Origin of the sequence: Sphingopyxis panaciterrae (genome assembly GCF_011762125.1) — a bacterium.
In the GTDB taxonomy this organism is placed as follows: Bacteria; Pseudomonadota; Alphaproteobacteria; order Sphingomonadales; family Sphingomonadaceae; genus Sphingopyxis; species Sphingopyxis panaciterrae.
On the sequence record NZ_JAASQN010000002.1, the window covers coordinates 110,519 to 130,718 of the forward strand.

The window sequence follows — 20,200 nt, forward strand, 5'->3', positions numbered from 1 at the left end:
CAAGCCGTTTTTTCGGATGCGAGGCCGGGTCGCCCTACCCCGCCGAGGTCGCGATCAGCCGCGCATAGAAATCGATCATCCGCCGGAAACTGTCGACCGCCATATGTTCGTTGGTACCGTGGATCATCGCGGTTTCCTTGAGTGTGAAATGCATCGGCATGAAGCGGTACACATCGTCCGAAATTGGCTCCATGCTGCGGCTGTCGGTCGCCGCGACGACAAGGAATGGCGAAAGGACGGCGTCGGGCGCGTCGGCGCGCGCGGCGGCGGCGATATATTTCCAGCCGGGCGACTCGGTCGATGAAACACGCGACGGTTCGTTCGGCGGCTTGACCCAAGCGAGGTCGACCGGCGCGTCGCCGACCGCGGCCTTGGCGCGCGCCATGACGTCGGCAGAGCTGTTCCACGGGGCGATGCGATAGTTGATCAGCGCGTTGGCCGACTGCGGCAGCACATTTTCCTTCGGACTGCCTTCGAGCATCGTCGGGGCGATGGTCGTATGGAATGCCGCGGCCGAGGTGGGCGAGGAACCCGCCTGCCGCTTGAGCAGCGATCCGAACAGCCACTGGTTGGCCACCGCCATCTTCGTCGTGCCGCCTTTTCGTTCGGCGAGCACGTCGATCATCGCGGCGCCGGGGCCGCGCATCTCGATGGGGAACGCCTTTTCGGTGATCGCGAGAACCGCCCGCGCGAGCGTCGTGACGCCCGTTTCGGCAGGCGGCATCGAGCTGTGCCCCCCCGGCGCGTTTGCCGTCACCTTGAGCGTCGCATAGCCTTTTTCGGCGACCCCGATGAGAATCGCCGGCCCGTCGATCACCGGCGCATCGCGCAACACGACGCTGCCTTCGTCGATCGTGAACAGGGCGCGGACGCCATCGGCCTTCAGTTTCGCCGCCGCGGCCACCGCGCCCGATCCGCCCGCTTCCTCATCGTGCCCCGACACCAGATAGATGCCGCGCTTTGGTTTGAAACCCTGGCCCGCCAGCGCCTCGAGCGCTTCGAACAGTCCGATGAGCGAACCCTTGTCGTCGACCGTCCCGCGCCCCCACACCGCCTGTTCGGCGATCGTCCCGGCAAAGGGCGGATATTTCCAGTCGGCTTCGGTGCCGCCGGTCACCGGCACGACATCCTGATGCGCCATCACGATGATCGGTTTGGCCGCCGGGTCGCTGCCCGGCCAATGATAGATGAGCGTCCGGTTGGGCAGGATCGTGCGCGCCATCACGCGATGCACGGCGGGATAGGTTTTGGCGAGCCACGCGTGCAGCCGGTCCCATTCGGCAACCTCGTTATCGGCCGGGTTCTGATGCGAAACCGTCCGGATCTGCGCCGCGGCGCTGAGATGCGCCACCGCGGCGTCGAGGTCATAGGGCGGCGCGGCGGCGAGACGGATGTCGCTGCCATCGGCGATATCCCTGGGCTCGAAGCTCGCGGTTCGCACCGCAACCGTGCCTGCAACAAGGGCAAGCGCCGCCAGCCCGCCCAGGACGATCGTCCGCCGTTTCGCCATATTCCCCTCTCCTTCTGCCGTCCGCCAATGGACCGCGATCAGTTGCAATATGCAAGGGAAATGCCGCAACAATGGCAGGAAAATGGCGGGGCAGGAGAATGGTGGGCCCGGCAGGACTCGAACCCGCAACCTAGCCGTTATGAGCGGCCAGCTCTAACCGTTGAGCTACAGGCCCCTCCATTGCCCGGCGGGGTGTGCGGGCGATAGCGGACGCACCGGCGGATTGGCAAGCGCCAAGGCGCTCAGACCGCCTTGCGCTCCGCAATCGCCAGTATCTCTGCCGCCGTCGTCGGTTCGACGCCGCGCCGTGCCAGATGGTCCAGCAGCACGTCCCACCAGCGATAGAAACGGACGAGGTCGGCATCACTGCGGACATACGGCGTGTTGCCCGGCTGCAGCGACGGCGAATGGAAGGAGAAGTTGAGTACCGGAATTCCCCGATTGAGCGCGATATCGACCGCGCGGCAGGCGCGCTCGGCGGGAATGCCTTCCGGCGTCAGCGCAATACGTTCGACCAGCCCGAGCCGTGCCAGCGCCGCGCCGGCGTGCGTGCCCTTGCGCGCGACGCGATGATAAAGGCGGCTGCCCGCCCGTCCGAACAGCCCGCCGAACACCGTCGTCACCGGAACTTCGAGGATATCGCCCCGCCCCGTGCGCACCCACCAGGGCAACAACGGCGCCTCGCGATAATCGGGGCCGTGCCCGGCGCGGTAATCGAACCCCGCGCGAACCGAGGTATCGCACCGGAAGCCGAGTTCGGCGAGCATCACCGCGCTTTCGGGGCCAAGCCCGTAGCGGCCGGCGCGATAGACGATCGGCCGGACACCGAAACGATCGCCGATCGCATCGCGCAGTGCCGTCATTTTCGCGCGCTGGAGTTCGACGGGCAGGTTGCCGGTATAGCTGTTGCGCTCGCTCACTTCTTCTTCGTGCGGCGGCGTGACCCAAGGATGGAGCTGCGCGCCGATCTCGCAGCGGCCTTCGGCGTTCGCCGCACCCAGGATCGCGACGGCGCGGTCGTCGGCAACGATCGGCCAGTCGACGAGATAGATCGGCCGCACCGCCGCCCGGTCAAAATAGGCTTGGCATTCGGCCAGCGCGGGAACCGAATCGAGGCCATAGCCGGTGCGCGCGAACGGCGCCGTCCAGTCGAAATCCTCTTCGGTATCGATCGTCACCCAGAAACGCGGCCGTTCGCCGCGGTCGAGCCCGATCAGTTTCGGTCCCACCGGATATGCCAGAAGATTGCCCGCAGGCTGCACCGCATTTCCCCCCGCCGGCCCCACCCGGCCTGCGCTATTCGCTTTGCTGGGCGTCCAGCCCGGTATCGGTGCTTGGGTTGGCCGAGGGCAGGTGCAAGGTCAAGGCGTTATGCCCGATATCGAGTCTTCCGCCCGCGCCGCGCGCGAGACTGTCGACCAGACGGAGCGAAAAGCCGAGGCTGAGGATCGCCGCCCCCGGCGCCTCACCTTCGGGGCTGAAGCCCGGATCGAGCAGGTTTGCCGCCGTCGCGAAGCGAATCGAGGCCGGACGCACGATGCGCAATTGCAGCATGTCGTCGTGCGCGGCTTCTGCGACGAGTTGCCCGACCATGATCGCCCCCGGTTCGGATACATCGACCAGCGCGGTCAGCAGCCGCCCGATCATCCGCCGTGCGTTCGCGTCATGGCCACGCGCCAGGAAGGATCCGCCGACGCGCGAGATGCTGAGATCGATCCGCTGTTCGGCGAGCAACGCGGCCAGATCGCCTTCGACCTGCGCCACGATCGCCGCGACATCGACGGTTTCGTGAGCCAGTTCGCGCGGCGGACTGTCGCCGGCACGCGCCGCGGTCTCCAGATCGTCGATGATCGCCTGGACCGACGCCGCGTCGGCGACGATCGTCTCCGCCATCGCGCGATAGGGGCCGCTGACCGGGCCGAACATCTGTCCCGAAATGATCTGCGCGAAGCCGGAGATCGCATTGAGCGGACTGCGCAGTTCATGGATCAGCTGGCGAATCGAGTCGCCCGAATCCGCCGCGGCGGGCTGGCCATAGGGGGTTTCGTTGCGGTACGGCCGGCGCGCGCTGCCGCGATAGCCGCGAAACTGTCCCGTCGCCGGATCGAACCAGGGCAAGGCCGAAAAACGCCATTCGCCGGCATCGGCGGGTGAACCGTCGAGGATCATCCGCGCGTTGATCATCTCGGCACGCTGGCGGAATGCGCCCGCCGCGACACCATCGGTACCGGGCTCGCCACCGAACGCCGCCTCGGCAATCGACAGCCCGATCGCGCTGCCGCGCGTGACTCCGTCGACCCAGTGAATGACGCCGTCGGGGCCGGTTTCGAACAGAAAATTCGCGCGCGGCGTCCGGGGCGCCGCGGACTGCCCGCGAGTCGACTGGAATTTGTCGATACGCCGGACCAGTTCGCTGATCTGGTTCGATCCCGTATCATTGGCCGGAACCGCCGCTTCGGCGCTTTCGGCCCCTGTTTCGGCCCCGGGTTCGATCATGGTTTCGACGGGCAGCGGCGGCACCGTTTCGGCGGCAATCATCATCGGCTGCGGCAAGGCCATCGAGCCGCTGCCCAGGCTCGCGAGCGCGCGGCGGACATTGGCCGGAAGATCGTCGCGGCCGGCGAGGATCGAACGCGCCATCGCCCCCGTAGCCGGGAGCAGCGCCAGCCAGTCGGCTTCCGAAAGCCGGGCGCTGCCCAGCATCACGGCCGACACCGCCGGGACGTCATTGGCATAAAGCGCAACGAGCGGCGCAAAGCGGCCGTGCCGCGCGATCGCCCGCGCGCAGTCGCGCCGGACATTTTCGGGGACCTGGGGCCGAAGCACGGCGAGCGCATGCAGGCTGCGGCGAATATCGCCATCAACCAGTTGATTGCCGCGCTGCGCCAGAATATCGGAGAGCTGACGCCACGCGGCGATGCTCGCCCGGCGGTCCCCGGGCGCCTGACGCAAGATGGTCGTAATCATCGAGTCAGCAGTCACGCGAAGCCGGCCCCACCCTCATATCGTTGTTAGCATATGCTTACCGGCTAGCGTGAATCGGCCGGTCATGAAAGCACCTTAACCATCCGCGTCGCATTGTGGGACAATTGCATTCGCCTGAAATATTATTATGGTCATGGCCTTGCTAGGAAAGCGGAAGTTACAAAATGGCGAGCCAAAAATTCGATCAGATCGATTTGCAGATATTGGGCGAGCTGCAGAAAAACGGGCGAATGACGAATGTCGAACTGGCGCAGATGGTCGGCCTGACCGCGCCGCCGTGCCTGCGCCGCGTCCGTGCGCTCGAGGAATCGGGGGTCATCCGATCCTATCATGCCGACCTCGATGCGGCGAAGCTGGGTTATGGCATCACGGTGTTCGCGATGGTCAGCCTGCGCAGCCAGGCCGAATCCGACCTGAAGGCGTTCGAGGATTATGTCGGCGGCCTCGCCGAGGTGCGCGAATGCTACATGCTGAATGGCGAGATCGACTTTCTGCTGAAGGTGGTCGCGCGCGATCTGCAAAGCTTCCAGTCGTTCCTGACCGCGCATCTGACCTCGGCACCCAATGTCACGAGCGTGAAGACGTCGCTGACCATCCGCACCGCGAAACAGCTCGCCGGGATTCCCGTCGAGGATTAGGGCTTCAGCCTGTCAAGTGCGGGTCGTTCGGATATGTCCGTTTCCGGCCGGAAGTGCAGTTCCGTTCCTCGTCACCCCGGACTTGATCCGGGGTCCCGCTTGGCGTCACAAACGGCTCGTTCCTCAAAAAAGCGGGATCCCGGGTCAAGCCCGGGATGACGAGGAAAGAGCGGGAAGCGGCCAGTTGCGGCTGGAAGTGACGTTTGATTTCCTATCCGTGTCATCCCCGCCAAAAAAAGGGCGCCGCTCCCACCGGGAAGCGGCGCCCGTTAATCCGAGTGATGCGTCAGCCGCCCGTCGCAGGGGCGGCGCCATTGCCAAGCTTGATCACCCACAGGTCGGCAAGCCGCTTGCGGGGACCGGCAATCTGCGCGAAGCTCGCCTTGGCGGAGGCCGCGTCGCCGGCGAGAGCCTGTGCCACGCCCATGCGATAGGTCCACAATTCCTTGTCGCCGCCCGCCGCCAGCGCCGCCTTGTAGAGCGGCACGGCGTCCGCATAACGGCCATAGCTGACAAGGGTATCGCCGGTTGCGCCGGCGACCTTCGGATTCGACAGGGTCGTCGGCTTCTGGGCGTAAGCGGTAAGGGTCGATTCCTCGTCGCCGGCGCGCTCGCCCTGCGTCTTTGCGATCGCATCGAACGTCGCGTCGGGGGTCGGGATCACCTTGCTCGCCTTGCCCTCGGCGACCAGCGCGACAACCTCGCCGGGCAGCGCCGCTTCGGTGGCCAGCGCCGCATATTCCGAATATTCGGGCCGCTGGAGCATCGATTTGGTGGCACGCATCAGCCGCAGCGTATCGAGCGCGATCTCCTTGTTCTCGCCCGTCTGCTGGAGCAGGATGAACAGCGTCTGGCGCCATACCTGCGGCTCGCCATAGTCGCGCATGCGCAGCGTCATCATGTCGAGCATTTCGTTGGTCCGCTTGGCGGTCTGAAGCGCCTTGATCGGGCGAACATAAAGTTCGTCCGAGGGACGCTGACCGGCGGCGCGGCTTGCCTCGATGCTTGCCTTGGCCATCGCGATGCCCTGATCGACCTGCCCTTGCTGCAGATAGCTGTCCATCAAGAGCACCGACAATTGGGGCTCGGTCGAGCCCGCGGCCTTCGCCGCTTCGAGGCGCTTGACCGCCTTGGCATAATCCTTTGCGCCATAGGCGAAGTTGCCCGAGAAGAAATTATAGACCGCGACGCTTTCGGGCGGGGTGATGCCCGAATCGATCATCGCGTCGAGTCCCTGCGCCTGCATCGCCTGATCCTTGTTCAGAATCCCGAGCTGGAGCTGGTAATAAGCCAGCCAATAGCGATCTTCATTGGTGCTCGCGCCGCCCTGCCCCTCGGCCAGCGCCGCCTGCAGCGCCGCCGCATCCTTGGCGGTGTTGGCATCCATCATCTTCTTGACCGCGGGCTGGAATCCCTTGCTGACGCTGATCGTCGTGCCCTTGGCCGCTTCTTCCTTCTTGTCCTTCTTTTCTTTCGCACCGGCGGGCGCGGCCGAAATCATCAGTGCGCTGCCCAGCACAGCGGCCATCGCCGTCACCGGCATCGAGCGAAAACGCTTCACCATCGAAATCTCTCCTCAAACAGGCGGCCGCCTTGCCTCAGCACACAAATGGGCTCGGCCGCGGTTCGGTAACGCGGCTAAACCCGTCGCGTTGCCAAGGCAAGACGGCCGGGATCGATATTTATGATAGGAAGGCGCGACTGAACGGGGATTGAACCCGGATCGGCGCAGAACAGGGTCAGGGCCCTGAGGGTCGGGGCCCCAAGCCGATCAGAGTTCGTCGATCGCCCGGTTGATCTGGCGCAGCACGGCAGGGTCACCCGGCGCGCCGGCCATCGCGGCCTCGGAGAGCTGAATCAGCGGAATGATGCCGAACGTCGCGGCCAGCCCTTTCAGGCGCAGCGCCGCGGCGTGCCAGTTCGCGTCGCAGCGCGCGCGGCGCATCAGATCCGAAAGTTCGCGCGCGCTGCCGGTGAAGGCATTGCGCAAATCGATCGCGATCGCCGCATCGTCGCCGACGGCGGAGCTGAGATACCGGTCGAGGGGGCCACTATCGAAAGACATTCCACAGGCTTGGCAGCTTGTCGTTAAGTTTCCGTTTCGTGAAGCGTATTTGGTGCTAAGATGGGGGGATGACGGGGGAAAAGAAAATAGTCGGATTGTGGCGGGATTCTGCGGCAAACCAGGAAACGGACGGCAAGGTCCAGGATCAGGCCGCGGCGCCCGAAGCGACGCCAGCGCCCGGAACCGAGGTGCCTGCCGAACGGGATTGGCTCGATATGTCGCCGCTTACCGATGCCGACACGACCGGCGAAGAATATGACGCAGGCGTCGATGCGCCCCGGCGGCGCGATCGCTTTGCCCCCGCCCTCCTCCTGCTTCTCGGCGCAGGCTGGACGTTGTTCGCGCTTCACGGTGCGACGGGCGGTTTTACCGCCGCGCCCGCCGCCGGCAGCTGGCCGATGCTGATCGCGACGATTTCGATGCCGCTGACGCTGCTCGCCATTTTGTGGATGGTGCTGCTGCGGTCGAGCCGTTCCGAACAGGCGCGTTTCGCGCGCGTCGCGACCGCTTTGCGCAACGAGAATATGCTGCTCGGCCAGTCGATGCATTCGCTGGGCCTGCACCTTGCCGATGCACAAAGGCAACTCGCCGAGCAGGCAAAGATCGTCCAGCAACTCGGCCTCGACACGGTCGCGCGGCTGCACGACAGCAGCGACCGGCTCGCCAGCAATGCGTCGGTGATCGCCAACGCGCACGACCAGCTCGCCCGGTCAGGCGACGTCGCGATGCAGCGGATGGACGGGCTGCTTGCCGGCCTGCCGCGGATCGATGATGTCGCGCAGCGCCTCGCTGTCAATTTCCGTGAAGCCGGGCTCGTCGCGCATCAACAGGGTGCGAACCTCGAAGCACGGCTCGCCGCGCTGGGCGAGGAAGCGGCGAAGACGGCGCAGACCGGCGATGCCGCCACCGCCAGCGTGCTCGAGGCGATGGTCGCGTTGCAGGGACAGGCGAAAGAGACCGAATCGGACCTGCTCGCCGCGTCGGCCCAGGTCGCCGGCGCGCAAGGGGCCGCGCTCGCCCAGATCACCAGGGTCGCGGCATCGGCCCGCGACGACATGACCGCGACCGTCAGCGCGGTGACGGGTCAGATGGACCAGAGCTGGCAGCAGTTCCGCGATGGCGTCGATGCCGCCGCCGCGCAGCTGGACGCGAAACTCGCCGCGGCGCGCGAGGCGGGCGAAGCGATCGGAACCCAGCTGACGGCGCATGGCGAAGCGAGCGAGACGCTTGCGGCGCGGATCGCCGCGCATGTCACCGATGTCGAACGGCAGCTCGCCGGGCTCGATACCAGCGTCGCGAACCGGACCGCCGTCATCGGCCGCGCGATCGACGATACCAAGGCCCAGCTCACCGCCTTCTCCGACCAGGTGACGAGCGGCAACGCATCGGCGCAACAGCTCGTCAGCCATGCCGAATCGCTGCTGCTCGCGCTCGATGCGGTGACGCGTGAACTCGACGAATCGCTGCCGCTGGCGCTGGGCCGGATGACCGCACACGGCAGGACGGCGGAGACCGCTTTGTCGCAGCTGCGTCCGATGCTCGACGCGTCCGAACTCGTCGCGCAATCGACGCTGTCGCACGTCAATGCGGTGCAGGCGACACTCAGGACGAACGAAGACCAGATGGCGAGCCATGCCGAGAAGCAGCGGATGCTCGTCGACCGCGTCAACACGTCGCTTGCCGAAGCCGACGCGGCGCTGGCGAAGCTTCGCGAAGGCGCCGACGAATTCGCCGAACAGGGCGGCGCGCGGATGATCGCGACCTTGGCAGAGGTGCGCGGGACCGCCGATTCGGCGGCAGAGCAGGCCCGAGAGACACTCGACCGGCTGATCGCGGGCGCCCGCGAAGCCATGCAGGCGACCGCGAGCGAGACGATCGATGCCGCCTTCAAGACCGAGATCATGACGCAGCTGGGCGCGATCGAGGACGCATCGCAGCGCGCCGTCGCCGCGGCCAACGGCGCCGCCGACCGGCTGATGCGCCAGTTGATCACGATCATGGACACCAGCGCGAGCGTCGAACAACGCGCGCTCGAAGCCGAGCAGGCGATCGCCGCTTCGGACCGCGATTCGCTCGCGAAACAGGTCGGGGTCCTGACCGAAGCGCTGAAATCGACCGCGATCGATGTCACCAAGATCCTGTCGAGCGAAGTCAGCGACGCCGCATGGGATGCCTATCTCAAGGGTGATCGCGGCGTCTTCGCGCGCCGCGCGGTCAAGCTGGTCGAGAATAGCGAAGCGAAGGAAATCCTGCGCGTCTACCAGAATGACGACAATTTCCATGCCGCGGTGAACCAGTTCATCCACGATTTCGAAGCAATGCTGCGCCTGCTGATCGGCGCGCGCGACGGGTCGGCGATCAGCGTGACCTTGCTGTCGTCCGACATCGGCAAGCTTTACGTCGCGATGGCGCAGGCGATCGACCGCCTGCGGGGTTGAACGCGTCGCGCGTCGAGCGGAGTCTGTCATCTCGGCGAAGGCAGCGATGCCGTTGGTGGTAATTTCCGACCGGCTTCGGTCCGGCAGGAAGCGACAACGGGATTTTTTCTGGTCCCGGCCAGACACGTCCGCTAGATAGACCGGGAAAGATCTTGCGATGAAGCTGCGCCTGGCAGCGTAGGCTTCCTGGCCGACGTTTACCGTGCAGAAACATCGATATGGAGATCCGAGCATGCCCGACAAAGATCCCGCCGCACCGGTCGATGTCACAAAGGACTGGCAAGCAACCCAGGGCCAGACATCGTCAGCCAAGCGTCTTCGAATTTTTGCCCTGCTCGCATGGATCGTCGCCATCGGCGGCGAGGTTGCTGGCATCGTCTTGCTGTACCAGCACAAGTTCGACCACGGAAACCTCGGGCTGCTGATTGGCCTTCTGATCGGGATCGCAGTCTTTGCGATTGCCGGCAGCTTGATGTGGAAGGCGGCCAACAAGCACGATCCGGCGCGTGCGTCGGAAAAGTTCCGGTTCTTTGTCCAGAACCAGCTTGGGGCGATCATCGCCATGGTCGCCTTCCTCCCGCTGGTTCTCCTGATCTTCATGGACAAGGACATGGATCCGAAGAACAAGAAGATTGCCGGGAGCGTCGGGGCCGTCCTGGCTGTCGTCGCGACCCTGATCGGTGTGAGCTATAACCCGCCGTCGGTGGAGCAATATACTCAGGACATGAACCAGTGCGCAGCGCAGATCAAAGGCGGCCAGCCGACAACAGCCTGTTCGCCCGAGGTGGCCGCTCAGGCGCAGGACATCGCCCGTGACTCGAGCGCCGTGGCAGATGCGACGAAGAACGCCGAAAACCCGGCTGGCCAGGATGTCGTATATTGGATCGCGCCGGAAAACGGCGCCAAGAAATCGGAGACCCCGCATGTCTTTCATCTTTGCGCGAATGTGAGTCCGCTGAATGGCAAGACCGTGAATCAAGGCTCCGTGACCGAAGCTTATGCGGAGAATGCCAGCCGTATCACCAAGCAGATCGAGATGGAGCAGGCACAGTGCGGGTTCGCAAAATCGCAGTGAACCCGCCCGACACCAAAGCTCAAATTACTGTTTCTTGGGAATTATAACGTGGGCGCCCCCCGAAACGCCGGAGTGACAGTTTAGCCTTCAGGCCCGCCCGCTGAGTTTGTCGGGGTCGGCCCAGCCGTTCACATAGGCAATATAGTAGATCACGAACCCGATCGTCGCGACGATCGTCATCTGCAGCAATATGCGTCCCGGACGAAAGCTCGCCGGCGCCCCGGGCTCTTGCCCGCGTACCAGCGGCGTGGCGTCATCGCTCGCGCGGCGGCCGTGAAAGGGCAGCACGAAGAAGGCGCTGAACGCCCAGAAAAGCAGGTAGATGGCAAGCGCCGAGGTCCATTTCATCTTCGCTGGTCCGTTCAGATGGTGACAAGCATCACGTCGACAACGGGCTTCTTGCCCGTCCAGTCGGTCGCAATACGACGCACGCCAAGGCGGATCGCCTCGCGCAGCTTTTCCTCGTCGCGCGCGGGACCGGTGGCGGCCTGTTCGGCGGCTTCGCACATCTCGTCGATAAAGGCTTCGCGCTCATCCTCGACCGGAACGCCGCGATAGCTGATCGCGGCCTGCGTAAAGCGCTTGCCGGCAAAGATGGCTGCAACCGTGATATGGCCATGAAGCGACAGTTTGCGCCTCTCGTTGATCGTCTCGCCATCGGCAGGCAGAATCACGTCGCCGTCGAGGATCAGGCGGCCGGAATGAACGCGCTCGACGATCTTCGCCGGTCCGGGCGCAAGGCGGACGAGGTCACCATTTTCCTGGATCAGGGCGTCGGGGACGCCGCGTTCGAGCGCAAAGCGCGCCTGTTCGTGCATGTGGCGAATTTCGCCATGCACGGGCACCACCAGCTTTGGTCGCAGCCAGCCGTAAAGCGCGGCGAGTTCGGGCTGCCCCGGATGGCCGCTGACGTGGATATGCGCCTGTTTCTCGGTGACGGTCAGGATGTCCTTCGCCGCCAGCTGGTTCATGATCCGCCCGATCGCGACCTCATTGCCGGGGATCTGCTTGGACGAGAAAACGACGGTATCGCCCGCTTCCAGCTTGATCTGATGCCCGTCGGCCGCCATGCGCGCCAGCGCCGCGCGTGGTTCGCCCTGCCCTCCGGTCGCGATCACCATGACCTTGTTGCGCGGCAGCCGCATCGCCTCGTCGAAATCGACCGTCGGCGGAAAATCCTTGAGGTAGCCGACCGAACGCGCGACGCCGAGGATGCGGTCGAGCGAACGCCCCGCGACGCACAGCGTGCGTCCCGTCGCCTTCGCTACCTCGCCCAGCGTCTTCAGCCGCGCCGCGTTGGACGCGAAAGTCGTAACGATCACCCTGCCCTTTGCCGCGCCGACCGCCGTCCGCAAGCCATCGAACAACCCGCCCTCGCTGCCCGAAGCCTCGGGATTGAAGGCATTGGTCGAATCGCCGACGAGCACATCGATGCCTTCGTCGCCGAGCTTTGTGAGCGCCGCCGCCGACGATGGGGTACCGAGCACCGGATCGTCGTCCAGTTTCCAGTCGCCGGTGTGAAAGACGCGGCCATAAGGGGTGTCGATCACCGCCGCGCTCATCTCCAGGATCGAGTGCGCGAGCGGCAGGAAACGGATACCAAAGGGGCCGAGTTGGAACGTCGCGTCGATGTCGACGACATGAACCTTGACCTGCTTTTCCAGCCCTTCTTCGATCAGCTTGCCGGCGATCAGTCCCGCGGTGAAACGGTTGGCATAGAGCGGCACACCGAGTTCGGCGGCAAGATAGGGCAAGGCGCCGATATGATCCTCATGCCCGTGGGTCAGCACGATGCCGAGCAGGTCCTTCTTGCGATCCTCGATGAATTCCAGGTCGGGCATGATGATATCGATGCCCGGATAATCATGGGTGCCAAAGGTCACGCCAAGGTCGAGCATGATCCATTTGCCGTCGCAGCCATAGAGATTGGCATTCATGCCGATCTCGCCCGACCCGCCGAGCGCGAGGAAGAGCAGTTCCTTGCCGGGAACGGTCATGCGCCAGTTCCCCGCTGGTTATAGAGGTGCATCAGGCCGTTCAGCGTCAGGTCGGGTTCGATGCGGTCGAACAATTGCCCCTGTTCCTGGAACAGGGTCGCGAGGCCGCCGGTCGCAATGACCGTCAGCGGTTTGCCGATTTCATTCTTCATGCGCCCTATTAGGCCTTCCATCATGGATACATAGCCCCAATAGACGCCGATCAGCATCTGGCTTTCGGTGGTGCGGCCGATGACGCTGTTCGTCGCCGGCGCCTCGATCGCGATGCGCGGCAACTTTGCGGCCGCGGCAACGAGCGCTTCGAGCGAGAGATTGACACCCGGGGCGATGATGCCGCCGAGATAGGCGCCGTCAGGGCCGATATGATCGAGCGTCGTCGCGGTGCCGAAGCTGATGACGAGCTTGTCCTTGCCGGGTTCGACGGCCTGCGCCGAAATCGCGTTGACCGCGCGGTCGGCGCCGACCGATTGCGGTTCGTCGACCTTGAGCGCGATGCCCCAGGTCACCGGCTCACGCCCCGCGACGAGCGCGTCGACGCCGAAATATTTGACCGCGAGCAGTTGCAGATTGTGGAGCGCCCGCGGCACCACGGTCGAGATGATCACCGCGGAGACCCCCGCGCGGTCATAGCCCTCGATCCGCATCAACTGGTCGAGCCACACCATATATTCGTCGGCGGTGCGGCGGTCGTCGGTCGCGATGCGCCAGCGGGTGAGCGGCTGCCCCGCGTCTGCTTCGGGGTCGAAGAGCGCGAATTTGGCGTTGGTGTTGCCGACATCGATCGCGAGCAGCATCCTAATTCCCCTCTTCGACCGGACGCCGCAACTCGACGTCGCCCGCGTGGACAAGCATGGTCTCCCCACCCTCGCGGCGCAAGCGCAGCGCGCCGTCGGGGGCGAGGCCGTCGAAAAAGCCGTCGATACCCTGTTCGGATACGCGAAGCGGTGTGCCGGCGGGGTGCGCTTGCGACAGCCAGGCGCGGATGATCGATCCGATGCCTTCCTGTCGCCAGGTCCACAGCGCGTCGATCATCGCGATCGCAAGCGCCTCGGCAAAGCGATCGCGGTCGATCGCGGCACCGTTGGCGGCCAATGTCGCGGTCGGACGGTCGGGCAGTTCGGGGGCGGCGACCAAATTGACCCCCATCCCGATCACCACGGCGTTGCCCGTCCGCTCCATCAAGATGCCCGCGCATTTGGCGCCGCCCACGAGCAGGTCGTTCGGCCATTTGAGCTGGGCATCGAGACCGGGGGCCAGCGCCGCGACCGCCTTCGCGAGCGCGACCCCGGCGACGAGCGCGAGCGTCGCGGCTGATGGATCGGCGGCGGTCAGGTGGACGACGGTCGAGCCCATGAAATTGCCCTGCCCGTCGTTCCAGCCGCGCCCGAGGCGCCCGCGCCCGGCGGTCTGGCGGTCGGCGACTAGCCAATGGCTCTCGCCGACATGCTCGCCGCTGGCCAGCCGCGCCAGCAGGTCGGCGTTGGTCGAACCTGTCCGCGCTACCCGCTCTATCGGCGGTATCAGAACAGCACCGACGCGGCGCTCGCCGAAGCGATCGCGAGCATGGGAATGAACAGGTAGCCGATCACCGACAGCCACAGCGCGCTTACGGTGACGAGCGTGCCTTCGACAGCGTTGCCGCCGCCCGTCACCTCGACGTCCGACTTGTCGTCGAAATACATCGTCTTGATGATCGCGATATAATAGAAAGCACCAATCACCGAGGCGACGATACCCGCGACCGCGAGCGGCACGAGGTTCGCGTTCACCGCGGCTTCGAACACCAGATATTTCGGCCAGAAGCCGAACAGCGGCGGGATGCCGGCAAGGCTGAACAGGAACACCGCCATCGCCGCCGCAAGGCCGGGGCGACGCTGCGACAAGCCGGCAAGCGCTGCTATGCTTTCGACCTGGTTGCCCGCCGGATCGCGCAGTTGCAGGACGACGAGGAATGCGCCGAGCGTCGTCACCATATAGACGAGCAGATAGGTCAGCACCGCTTCGACCCCCTGCTGCGTTCCGGCAGCGAGGCCGACGAGCATGAAGCCGACGTTGTTGATCGACGAATAGGCGAGCAGGCGCTTGATATTCTTCTGCCCGATCGCGCCGACCGCGCCGAGGATGATCGATGCGAGCGACAGGAAGATGATGATCTGCTGCCACGCGCCGACCGCGGGGCCCATCGCGTCGATGACGACGCGTGTCATCAGCGCCATTGCCGCCACTTTGGGCGCGCTGGCGAAGAAGGTCGTGACCGGGGTCGGCGCGCCTTCATAAACGTCAGGGGTCCACATATGGAACGGCACGGCGCTGATCTTGAAGCCGAGCCCTGCGAGCACGAAAACGATACCGAAGATCAGCCCGATATTCATCTCGCCGCCCATCCGCGCCGCGATGCCCGCGAAATCGGTTGTACCGGTAAAGCCGTAGAGCAGCGAGATGCCGTAGAGCAGCATGCCCGAGGCGAGCGCACCGAGGACGAAATATTTGAGGCCGGCTTCGCTCGACCGCTCGTCGGTGCGCATGAAGCTCGCGAGGACATAGGCGGCAAGGCTGTTGAGCTCGAGGCCGACATAGAGCGTCATCAGGTCGCGCGACGACGCCATGATGCCCATGCCGAGCGCCGCGAACAGGATCAACACCGGATATTCGGCGCGCATGCCACCGGTGAAGAAGCGCGGCGCAACGAGGATGCAGACAAAGCTCGCCGCATAGATCAGCAGCTTCGCAAAGCCGCCGAAACCATCGACCGACAAAGTACCCGAGAAGACGGTCGCATCGACGCCGAACAACGCGATAACGGCCGCCGCAGCCGCGGCCAGCGTCAGCAGTGCGCTGAGCTGATACAGTCCGACCTGCCGGTCACCGGCGAAGGTGCCCAGCATCAGCGTGATCAGCCCGCCGATCGTCAGGATCAGCTCGGGCCAGATGAGGGCGAGATCGGCGCTCATTGGACGCCTCCTGCATGGCTCGGTCCGTGGGCCGCTTCGCCTTCATGGGCTTTCGCGGCTTTCGGCTTGCCCGCGGCAAGATGCGCGTCGCCCGCGGGCTTCGCCGGGGCGAGGCGGGCGACGACCGTGGTCACATCACCGCGCATCGGCGCGAGGAAGCTTTCGGGATAAACGCCCATCCACAATGCCACAGCGGCCAGCGGCGCGAGGATCACCCATTCGCGCGGGTTCAGATCGGCCATCGCCTTCACATCGTCCTTGGTCAGTTCGCCGAACACGACGCGGCGGTAGAGATAGAGCATATAGGCGGCACCGAGGATGATGCCGGTGGTGCAGACGAACGCCACGACGCTCGACGCCTCATAGATGCCGAGCAGGCTCAGGAATTCGCCGACGAAGCCGCTGGTGCCGGGGAGGCCGATCGACGCCATGGTGAACAGCATGAAGAACAGCGCATAGGCCGGCATGTTGACCGCAAGGCCGCCGTAACGGTCGATCTCGCGCGTGTGGAGCCGGTCGTAGATCACGCCGACGCAGAAGAAGAGCGCGGCCGAGACAACACCATGGCTGAGCATGATGATCAGCGCGCCTTCGATCCCCTGCTGGTTGAACGCGAACAAACCCGCGGTGACGATCGCCATATGCGCGACCGACGAGTAAGCGATCAGCTTCTTCATGTCGCTTTGCACCAGCGCGACGAGGCTGGTGTAGACCACCGCGACCATCGACAGGCCAAAGACGATCCACATCAGCTGCGCCGAGGCGTCGGGAAACATCGGCATCATGAAGCGCAGGAAGCCATAGGCGCCAAGCTTCAGCAGCACGCCCGCCAGGATCATCGAACCCGCGGTCGGCGCCTGGACGTGCGCGTCGGGAAGCCAGGTGTGGACGGGCCACATCGGCATCTTGACTGCGAGGCTGGCAAAGAAGGCCAGCCACAGCCACGTCTGCATTTCGGGCGGAAAATTATAGGCGAGCAGGGTCGGGATGTCGGTCGTACCCGCTTCGCGGATCATCGCGATCATCGCGATCAGCATCAGCACCGATCCGAGCAGCGTGTAGAGGAAGAATTTGAACGCCGCATAGATGCGGTTCGCGCCGCCCCAGATGCCGATGATGAAATACATCGGGATCAGGCCGGCTTCGAAGAAGATGTAAAAGAGCAGCAGATCCTGCGCGCAGAACACGCCGATCATGATCGTTTCCATGATCAGGAACATCGCCATGTAGAGGCCGACGCGTTGCTTGATCGCGTCCCAGCTGGCGAGAATGCAGAGCGGCATCAGGAAGACGCTGAGCATGATCAGCATCAGCGCCATGCCGTCGATGCCGAGCGCCCACTGGAAACGCCCGAACAGGTCGGCGCGCTCGGTGAACTGCCATTGCGCACCGCCGATGTCGAACTGCGCCCACAGCACGCAGCCGAGGACGAACGTCACCAGCGTCGCACCAAGCGCGATCAGCCGCGCACTGCGGTCACCGGCGAAGATGCAGACGATCGCCGCGACCAGCGGGACCGCCAGCATCAGCGAAAGGATTGGGAACCCGCCGCTCACAGGAAATTCACCATGGCCCAGCTGGCGAGGCCGACAAGACCGAGCAGCATCACGAACGCATATCCATAAACATAACCCGATTGCAGCCGGACCGCGAGACGGGTCCCCCCTTGCACGAGCGCCGCGGCGCCATCGGGACCGAAGCGGTCGATGGTGCCTTCATCCCCGCGCTTCCAGAAGAAGCGGCCGATCGCGAAGGCGGGCTTCACGAAGAGGAGATGATAGAGCTCGTCGAAATACCATTTGTTGTACAGGAACTGGTGGAGCAGCTTGAACTGCGCCACGAAGCGCGCCGGCAACGTCGTGTTGCGGATATAGCTGTTCCACGCGAGGAACAGGCCGATCGCCATCGCGGTGAACGGCGTCCACTTCACCCAGGTCGGGACTTCGTGCGCGGCGTGCATCAGATGCTCGTCGAACGCGAGGCTGCCCTTCCAGAACGCCATGCCCTCTTCGGGATAGATGAACTGATGGTGGAAGGCGATGCCCGCGAACACCGCGCCGATCGACAGCACGACCAGCGGGATCAGCATGCTCAGCGGGCTTTCGTGCGGGTGATAGCCCGCCGTGCCGTCGCCCTGAACGCCATGGGGCGCGTCGTGGTGGTGCGCGTGCGCATGATCGTGACCCGCATCTTCTTCCGACGGCGCATCGTGATGGTCGCCATGCACCGCATGCTGGATATGCTCGCTCTGTTCCCAGCGCGGCTTGCCGTAGAAGGTCAGGAAGACGAGGCGCCACGAATAGAAGCTGGTGAGGAAAGCCACGAAAATGCCGACCCAGAAGGCCACGACCCCGCCGCCGCCGCTTGCGAAAGCAGCCTCGAGGATGCCGTCCTTCGAATAGAAGCCGGCGAAACCCGCGACACCCGCGATGCCGACGCCGGTGATCGCCAGCGTGCCCAGCATCATCGCCCAATAGGTGATCGGGATCGATTTGCGCAGATTGCCGTAATAACGCATGTCCTGTTCATGGTGCATCGCGTGGATCACCGAACCGGCGCCGAGGAACAGCAAAGCCTTGAAGAAGGCGTGCGTGAACAGGTGGAACATCGCGGCGCCATAAGCGCCCGCACCTGCGGCGAAGAACATGTAGCCGAGCTGCGAACAGGTCGAATAGGCGATGACGCGCTTGATGTCCCACTGCGTCGTCGCGACCGTCGCGGCGAAGAAGCAGGTCGCGGCGCCGACGAACATCACGACGCCCTGTGCGATGGGTGCTGTTTCGAACATCGGCGACAGGCGGCAGACCATGAACACGCCCGCGGTGACCATCGTCGCGGCGTGGATCAGCGCCGACACCGGGGTCGGGCCTTCCATCGCGTCGGGAAGCCAGGTGTGCAGGCCAAGCTGCGCCGACTTGCCCATCGCGCCGATGAACAGCAGCAGACAAAGGATCGTCATCGTGTCGAGACGCATCCCCATGAAAGTGATGGTCGACCCCGCCATGCCCGGCGCGGCCGACAGGATCTCGGGGATCGAGACGGTGCCGAAGACGAGGAAGGTGCCGAAGATGCCGAGCATGAAACCAAGGTCGCCGACGCGGTTGACGACGAACGCCTTGATCGCCGCGGCATTGGCGCTCGGCTTCTTGTACCAGAATCCGATCAGGAGGTATGATGCGAGACCGACGCCCTCCCAGCCGAAGAACATCTGGACCAGATTGTTCGCGGTCACGAGCATCAGCATCGCGAAGGTGAAGAGCGACAGGTAAGCGAAGAAACGCGGCTGGTCCGGGTCTTCCTCCATATAGCCCCAGCTATAGAGGTGGACGAGCGCCGACACCGTCGTGATCACGACGAGCATCACCGCGGTCAGCGTATCGACGCGCAGTTCCCAGTTGAACTGGAGCGCACCCGACGAGACCCAGTGTAGCACCGGCGTCACCGTCGGTTCGCCCGATCCGGTCACGAACGACAGGAAGATCGGCCAGCTCAGCGCACAGCTGGTGAACAGCGCACCCGTCGTGATGATTTTCGATGGCATATTGCCGATCACGCGCTGGCCAAGGCCTGCGACAAGCGCCGCGAGGAGCGGCAGGAAAACGATCGCCTGGATCACCGGTTTACCCCTTCATCCGGTTGGCATCGTCGACGGCAATGGTGCCGCGGCCGCGGAAGTAAATGACGAGAATGGCGAGACCGATCGCGGCTTCACCCGCGGCAACGGTCAGCACGAACATCGAGAAGACCTGCCCGACGAGATCGCCGAGCGCGGCGCTGAACGCAACGAGGTTGATGTTCACCGCGAGCAGGATGAGCTCGATCGCCATCAGGATGACAATGATATTCTTGCGGTTGATGAAGATGCCGAGCACGCCGAGCGTGAACAGCACCGCCGAAACGGCGAGATAATGACCAACCGAAATCACAATTCCATCCCCTGCCCGACGCCCGGATCGACGAGGCGCGTCGCGTCCTCGGGACGGCGCCGGTTCTGCGCCGAAATATTCTGGGTCCGCACGCCGCCGCGCTGGCGGTGGGTGAGCACGATCGCGCCGATCATCGCGACGAGCAGGACGATGCCCGCCGCTTCGAACAGGAAGATGTAGCGCGTGTAGAGCAGCTCACCGATCTGCTGGATATTGCTGGTATCGGTCGCCGCCGGCGCCGCGCGCGCCGCGAGGTCGACCCCGCCTGCCTGCCAGGCTCCCACCGCAAACACCAGTTCGGCGACAAGGATGATCGCGACGAGCGCACCGAGCGGCAGATAGCGCACGAAACCCGCACGCAATTCGGCGAAATCGATGTTGAGCATCATCACGACGAACAGGAACAGCACCGCGACCGCGCCGACATAAACGATGACGAGCAGCATCGCGATGAATTCGGCGCCCGCGAGCAGCATCAGCCCCGCCGCGTTGAAGAAGGCGAGGATCAGCCACATCACGCTGTGGACCGGGTTGCGCGCGAAGATCACCATGGCCGCGGAGGCGATGACGATGGTCGCGAACAGATAGAAGGCAAAGAGCTGGATCATGTGCGCG

At 64.6% G+C, this 20,200-nt stretch carries 17 protein-coding genes and 1 tRNA gene; 3 read left to right on the plus strand and 15 right to left on the minus strand.

Features of this window, described 5'->3' with window-relative positions; genetic code table 11:
• Nucleotides 1-34: 34 nt before the first annotated feature.
• From FHR22_RS08210 to FHR22_RS08225, 4 genes are all read right to left on the minus strand, one after another.
• On the minus strand, nucleotides 35-1,510 hold the full coding sequence (locus FHR22_RS08210) for a M20 family peptidase (RefSeq protein ID WP_166941029.1): 1,476 nt from the start codon (nucleotides 1,508-1,510) through the stop codon (nucleotides 35-37).
• Between the two features lie 99 nt (nucleotides 1,511-1,609).
• A tRNA-Ile gene (locus FHR22_RS08215) sits at nucleotides 1,610-1,685 on the minus strand.
• 67 nt (nucleotides 1,686-1,752) lie between these two features.
• Nucleotides 1,753-2,739 carry a polysaccharide deacetylase family protein gene (locus tag FHR22_RS08220; protein ID WP_341786580.1) on the minus strand — a complete coding sequence of 329 codons (987 nt, stop codon included), beginning with the start codon at nucleotides 2,737-2,739 and terminating at the stop codon, nucleotides 1,753-1,755.
• 67 nt (nucleotides 2,740-2,806) lie between these two features.
• A complete protein-coding gene (locus FHR22_RS08225) occupies nucleotides 2,807-4,477 on the minus strand; it encodes a histidine kinase dimerization/phospho-acceptor domain-containing protein (RefSeq protein ID WP_166941033.1) in 1,671 nt (556 codons plus the stop codon).
• A 182-nt stretch (nucleotides 4,478-4,659) separates the two neighbouring features.
• Between FHR22_RS08225 and FHR22_RS08230 the strand changes: the two genes are divergently transcribed.
• Nucleotides 4,660-5,133 (plus strand): Lrp/AsnC family transcriptional regulator, encoded by a 474-nt coding sequence (locus FHR22_RS08230; RefSeq protein WP_166941035.1) that lies wholly within the window; start codon nucleotides 4,660-4,662, stop codon nucleotides 5,131-5,133.
• A gap of 286 nt (nucleotides 5,134-5,419) precedes the next feature.
• Here the strand turns inward: FHR22_RS08230 and FHR22_RS08235 are convergent, their stop codons facing one another.
• Nucleotides 5,420-6,697: a tetratricopeptide repeat protein gene (locus tag FHR22_RS08235; protein WP_166941037.1), complete on the minus strand. Its 1,278-nt coding sequence runs from the start codon at nucleotides 6,695-6,697 to the stop codon at nucleotides 5,420-5,422.
• A gap of 207 nt (nucleotides 6,698-6,904) precedes the next feature.
• Complete coding sequence (locus tag FHR22_RS08240) at nucleotides 6,905-7,198, minus strand: Hpt domain-containing protein (RefSeq protein WP_166941039.1); 294 nt, start codon at nucleotides 7,196-7,198, stop codon at nucleotides 6,905-6,907.
• 95 nt (nucleotides 7,199-7,293) lie between these two features.
• Here FHR22_RS08240 and FHR22_RS08245 point away from each other — a divergent pair, with 95 nt between their 5' ends.
• Nucleotides 7,294-9,636 (plus strand): coiled-coil domain-containing protein, encoded by a 2,343-nt coding sequence (locus FHR22_RS08245; protein WP_243853615.1) that lies wholly within the window; start codon nucleotides 7,294-7,296, stop codon nucleotides 9,634-9,636.
• A 232-nt stretch (nucleotides 9,637-9,868) separates the two neighbouring features.
• A complete protein-coding gene (locus FHR22_RS08250) occupies nucleotides 9,869-10,711 on the plus strand; it encodes a hypothetical protein (RefSeq protein WP_166941043.1) in 843 nt (280 codons plus the stop codon).
• A gap of 87 nt (nucleotides 10,712-10,798) precedes the next feature.
• Here the strand turns inward: FHR22_RS08250 and FHR22_RS08255 are convergent, their stop codons facing one another.
• The 9 genes from FHR22_RS08255 to FHR22_RS08295 are packed head-to-tail and all read right to left on the minus strand — an operon-like array spanning nucleotide 10,799 to nucleotide 20,193.
• Entirely contained in the window at nucleotides 10,799-11,059 is a 261-nt protein-coding gene (locus FHR22_RS08255) for a DUF1467 family protein (RefSeq protein ID WP_166941045.1), read from the minus strand.
• A gap of 14 nt (nucleotides 11,060-11,073) precedes the next feature.
• Nucleotides 11,074-12,708, minus strand: coding sequence for a ribonuclease J (locus tag FHR22_RS08260; protein ID WP_166941047.1), 1,635 nt, complete (start codon nucleotides 12,706-12,708; stop codon nucleotides 11,074-11,076).
• On the minus strand, nucleotides 12,705-13,502 hold the full coding sequence (locus tag FHR22_RS08265; protein ID WP_166941049.1) for a type III pantothenate kinase: 798 nt from the start codon (nucleotides 13,500-13,502) through the stop codon (nucleotides 12,705-12,707). The genes FHR22_RS08260 and FHR22_RS08265 overlap by 4 nt, the downstream gene beginning before the upstream one ends.
• Before the next feature lies 1 nt (nucleotide 13,503).
• Nucleotides 13,504-14,307, minus strand: coding sequence for a biotin--[acetyl-CoA-carboxylase] ligase (locus tag FHR22_RS08270; protein WP_166941051.1), 804 nt, complete (start codon nucleotides 14,305-14,307; stop codon nucleotides 13,504-13,506).
• On the minus strand, nucleotides 14,229-15,659 hold the full coding sequence (gene nuoN, locus FHR22_RS08275) for an NADH-quinone oxidoreductase subunit NuoN (protein WP_166941053.1): 1,431 nt from the start codon (nucleotides 15,657-15,659) through the stop codon (nucleotides 14,229-14,231). Before nuoN ends, FHR22_RS08270 begins: the two co-directional genes overlap by 79 nt.
• A complete protein-coding gene (locus FHR22_RS08280) occupies nucleotides 15,656-17,215 on the minus strand; it encodes an NADH-quinone oxidoreductase subunit M (protein WP_166941055.1) in 1,560 nt (519 codons plus the stop codon). The genes nuoN and FHR22_RS08280 overlap by 4 nt, the downstream gene beginning before the upstream one ends.
• Nucleotides 17,212-19,275: an NADH-quinone oxidoreductase subunit L gene (gene nuoL / locus FHR22_RS08285; protein WP_166941057.1), complete on the minus strand. Its 2,064-nt coding sequence runs from the start codon at nucleotides 19,273-19,275 to the stop codon at nucleotides 17,212-17,214. Before nuoL ends, FHR22_RS08280 begins: the two co-directional genes overlap by 4 nt.
• Before the next feature lie 4 nt (nucleotides 19,276-19,279).
• Entirely contained in the window at nucleotides 19,280-19,585 is a 306-nt protein-coding gene (gene nuoK / locus FHR22_RS08290) for an NADH-quinone oxidoreductase subunit NuoK (protein ID WP_003051614.1), read from the minus strand.
• On the minus strand, nucleotides 19,582-20,193 hold the full coding sequence (locus FHR22_RS08295) for an NADH-quinone oxidoreductase subunit J (RefSeq protein WP_166941060.1): 612 nt from the start codon (nucleotides 20,191-20,193) through the stop codon (nucleotides 19,582-19,584). Before FHR22_RS08295 ends, nuoK begins: the two co-directional genes overlap by 4 nt.
• Nucleotides 20,194-20,200: the final 7 nt, after the last annotated feature.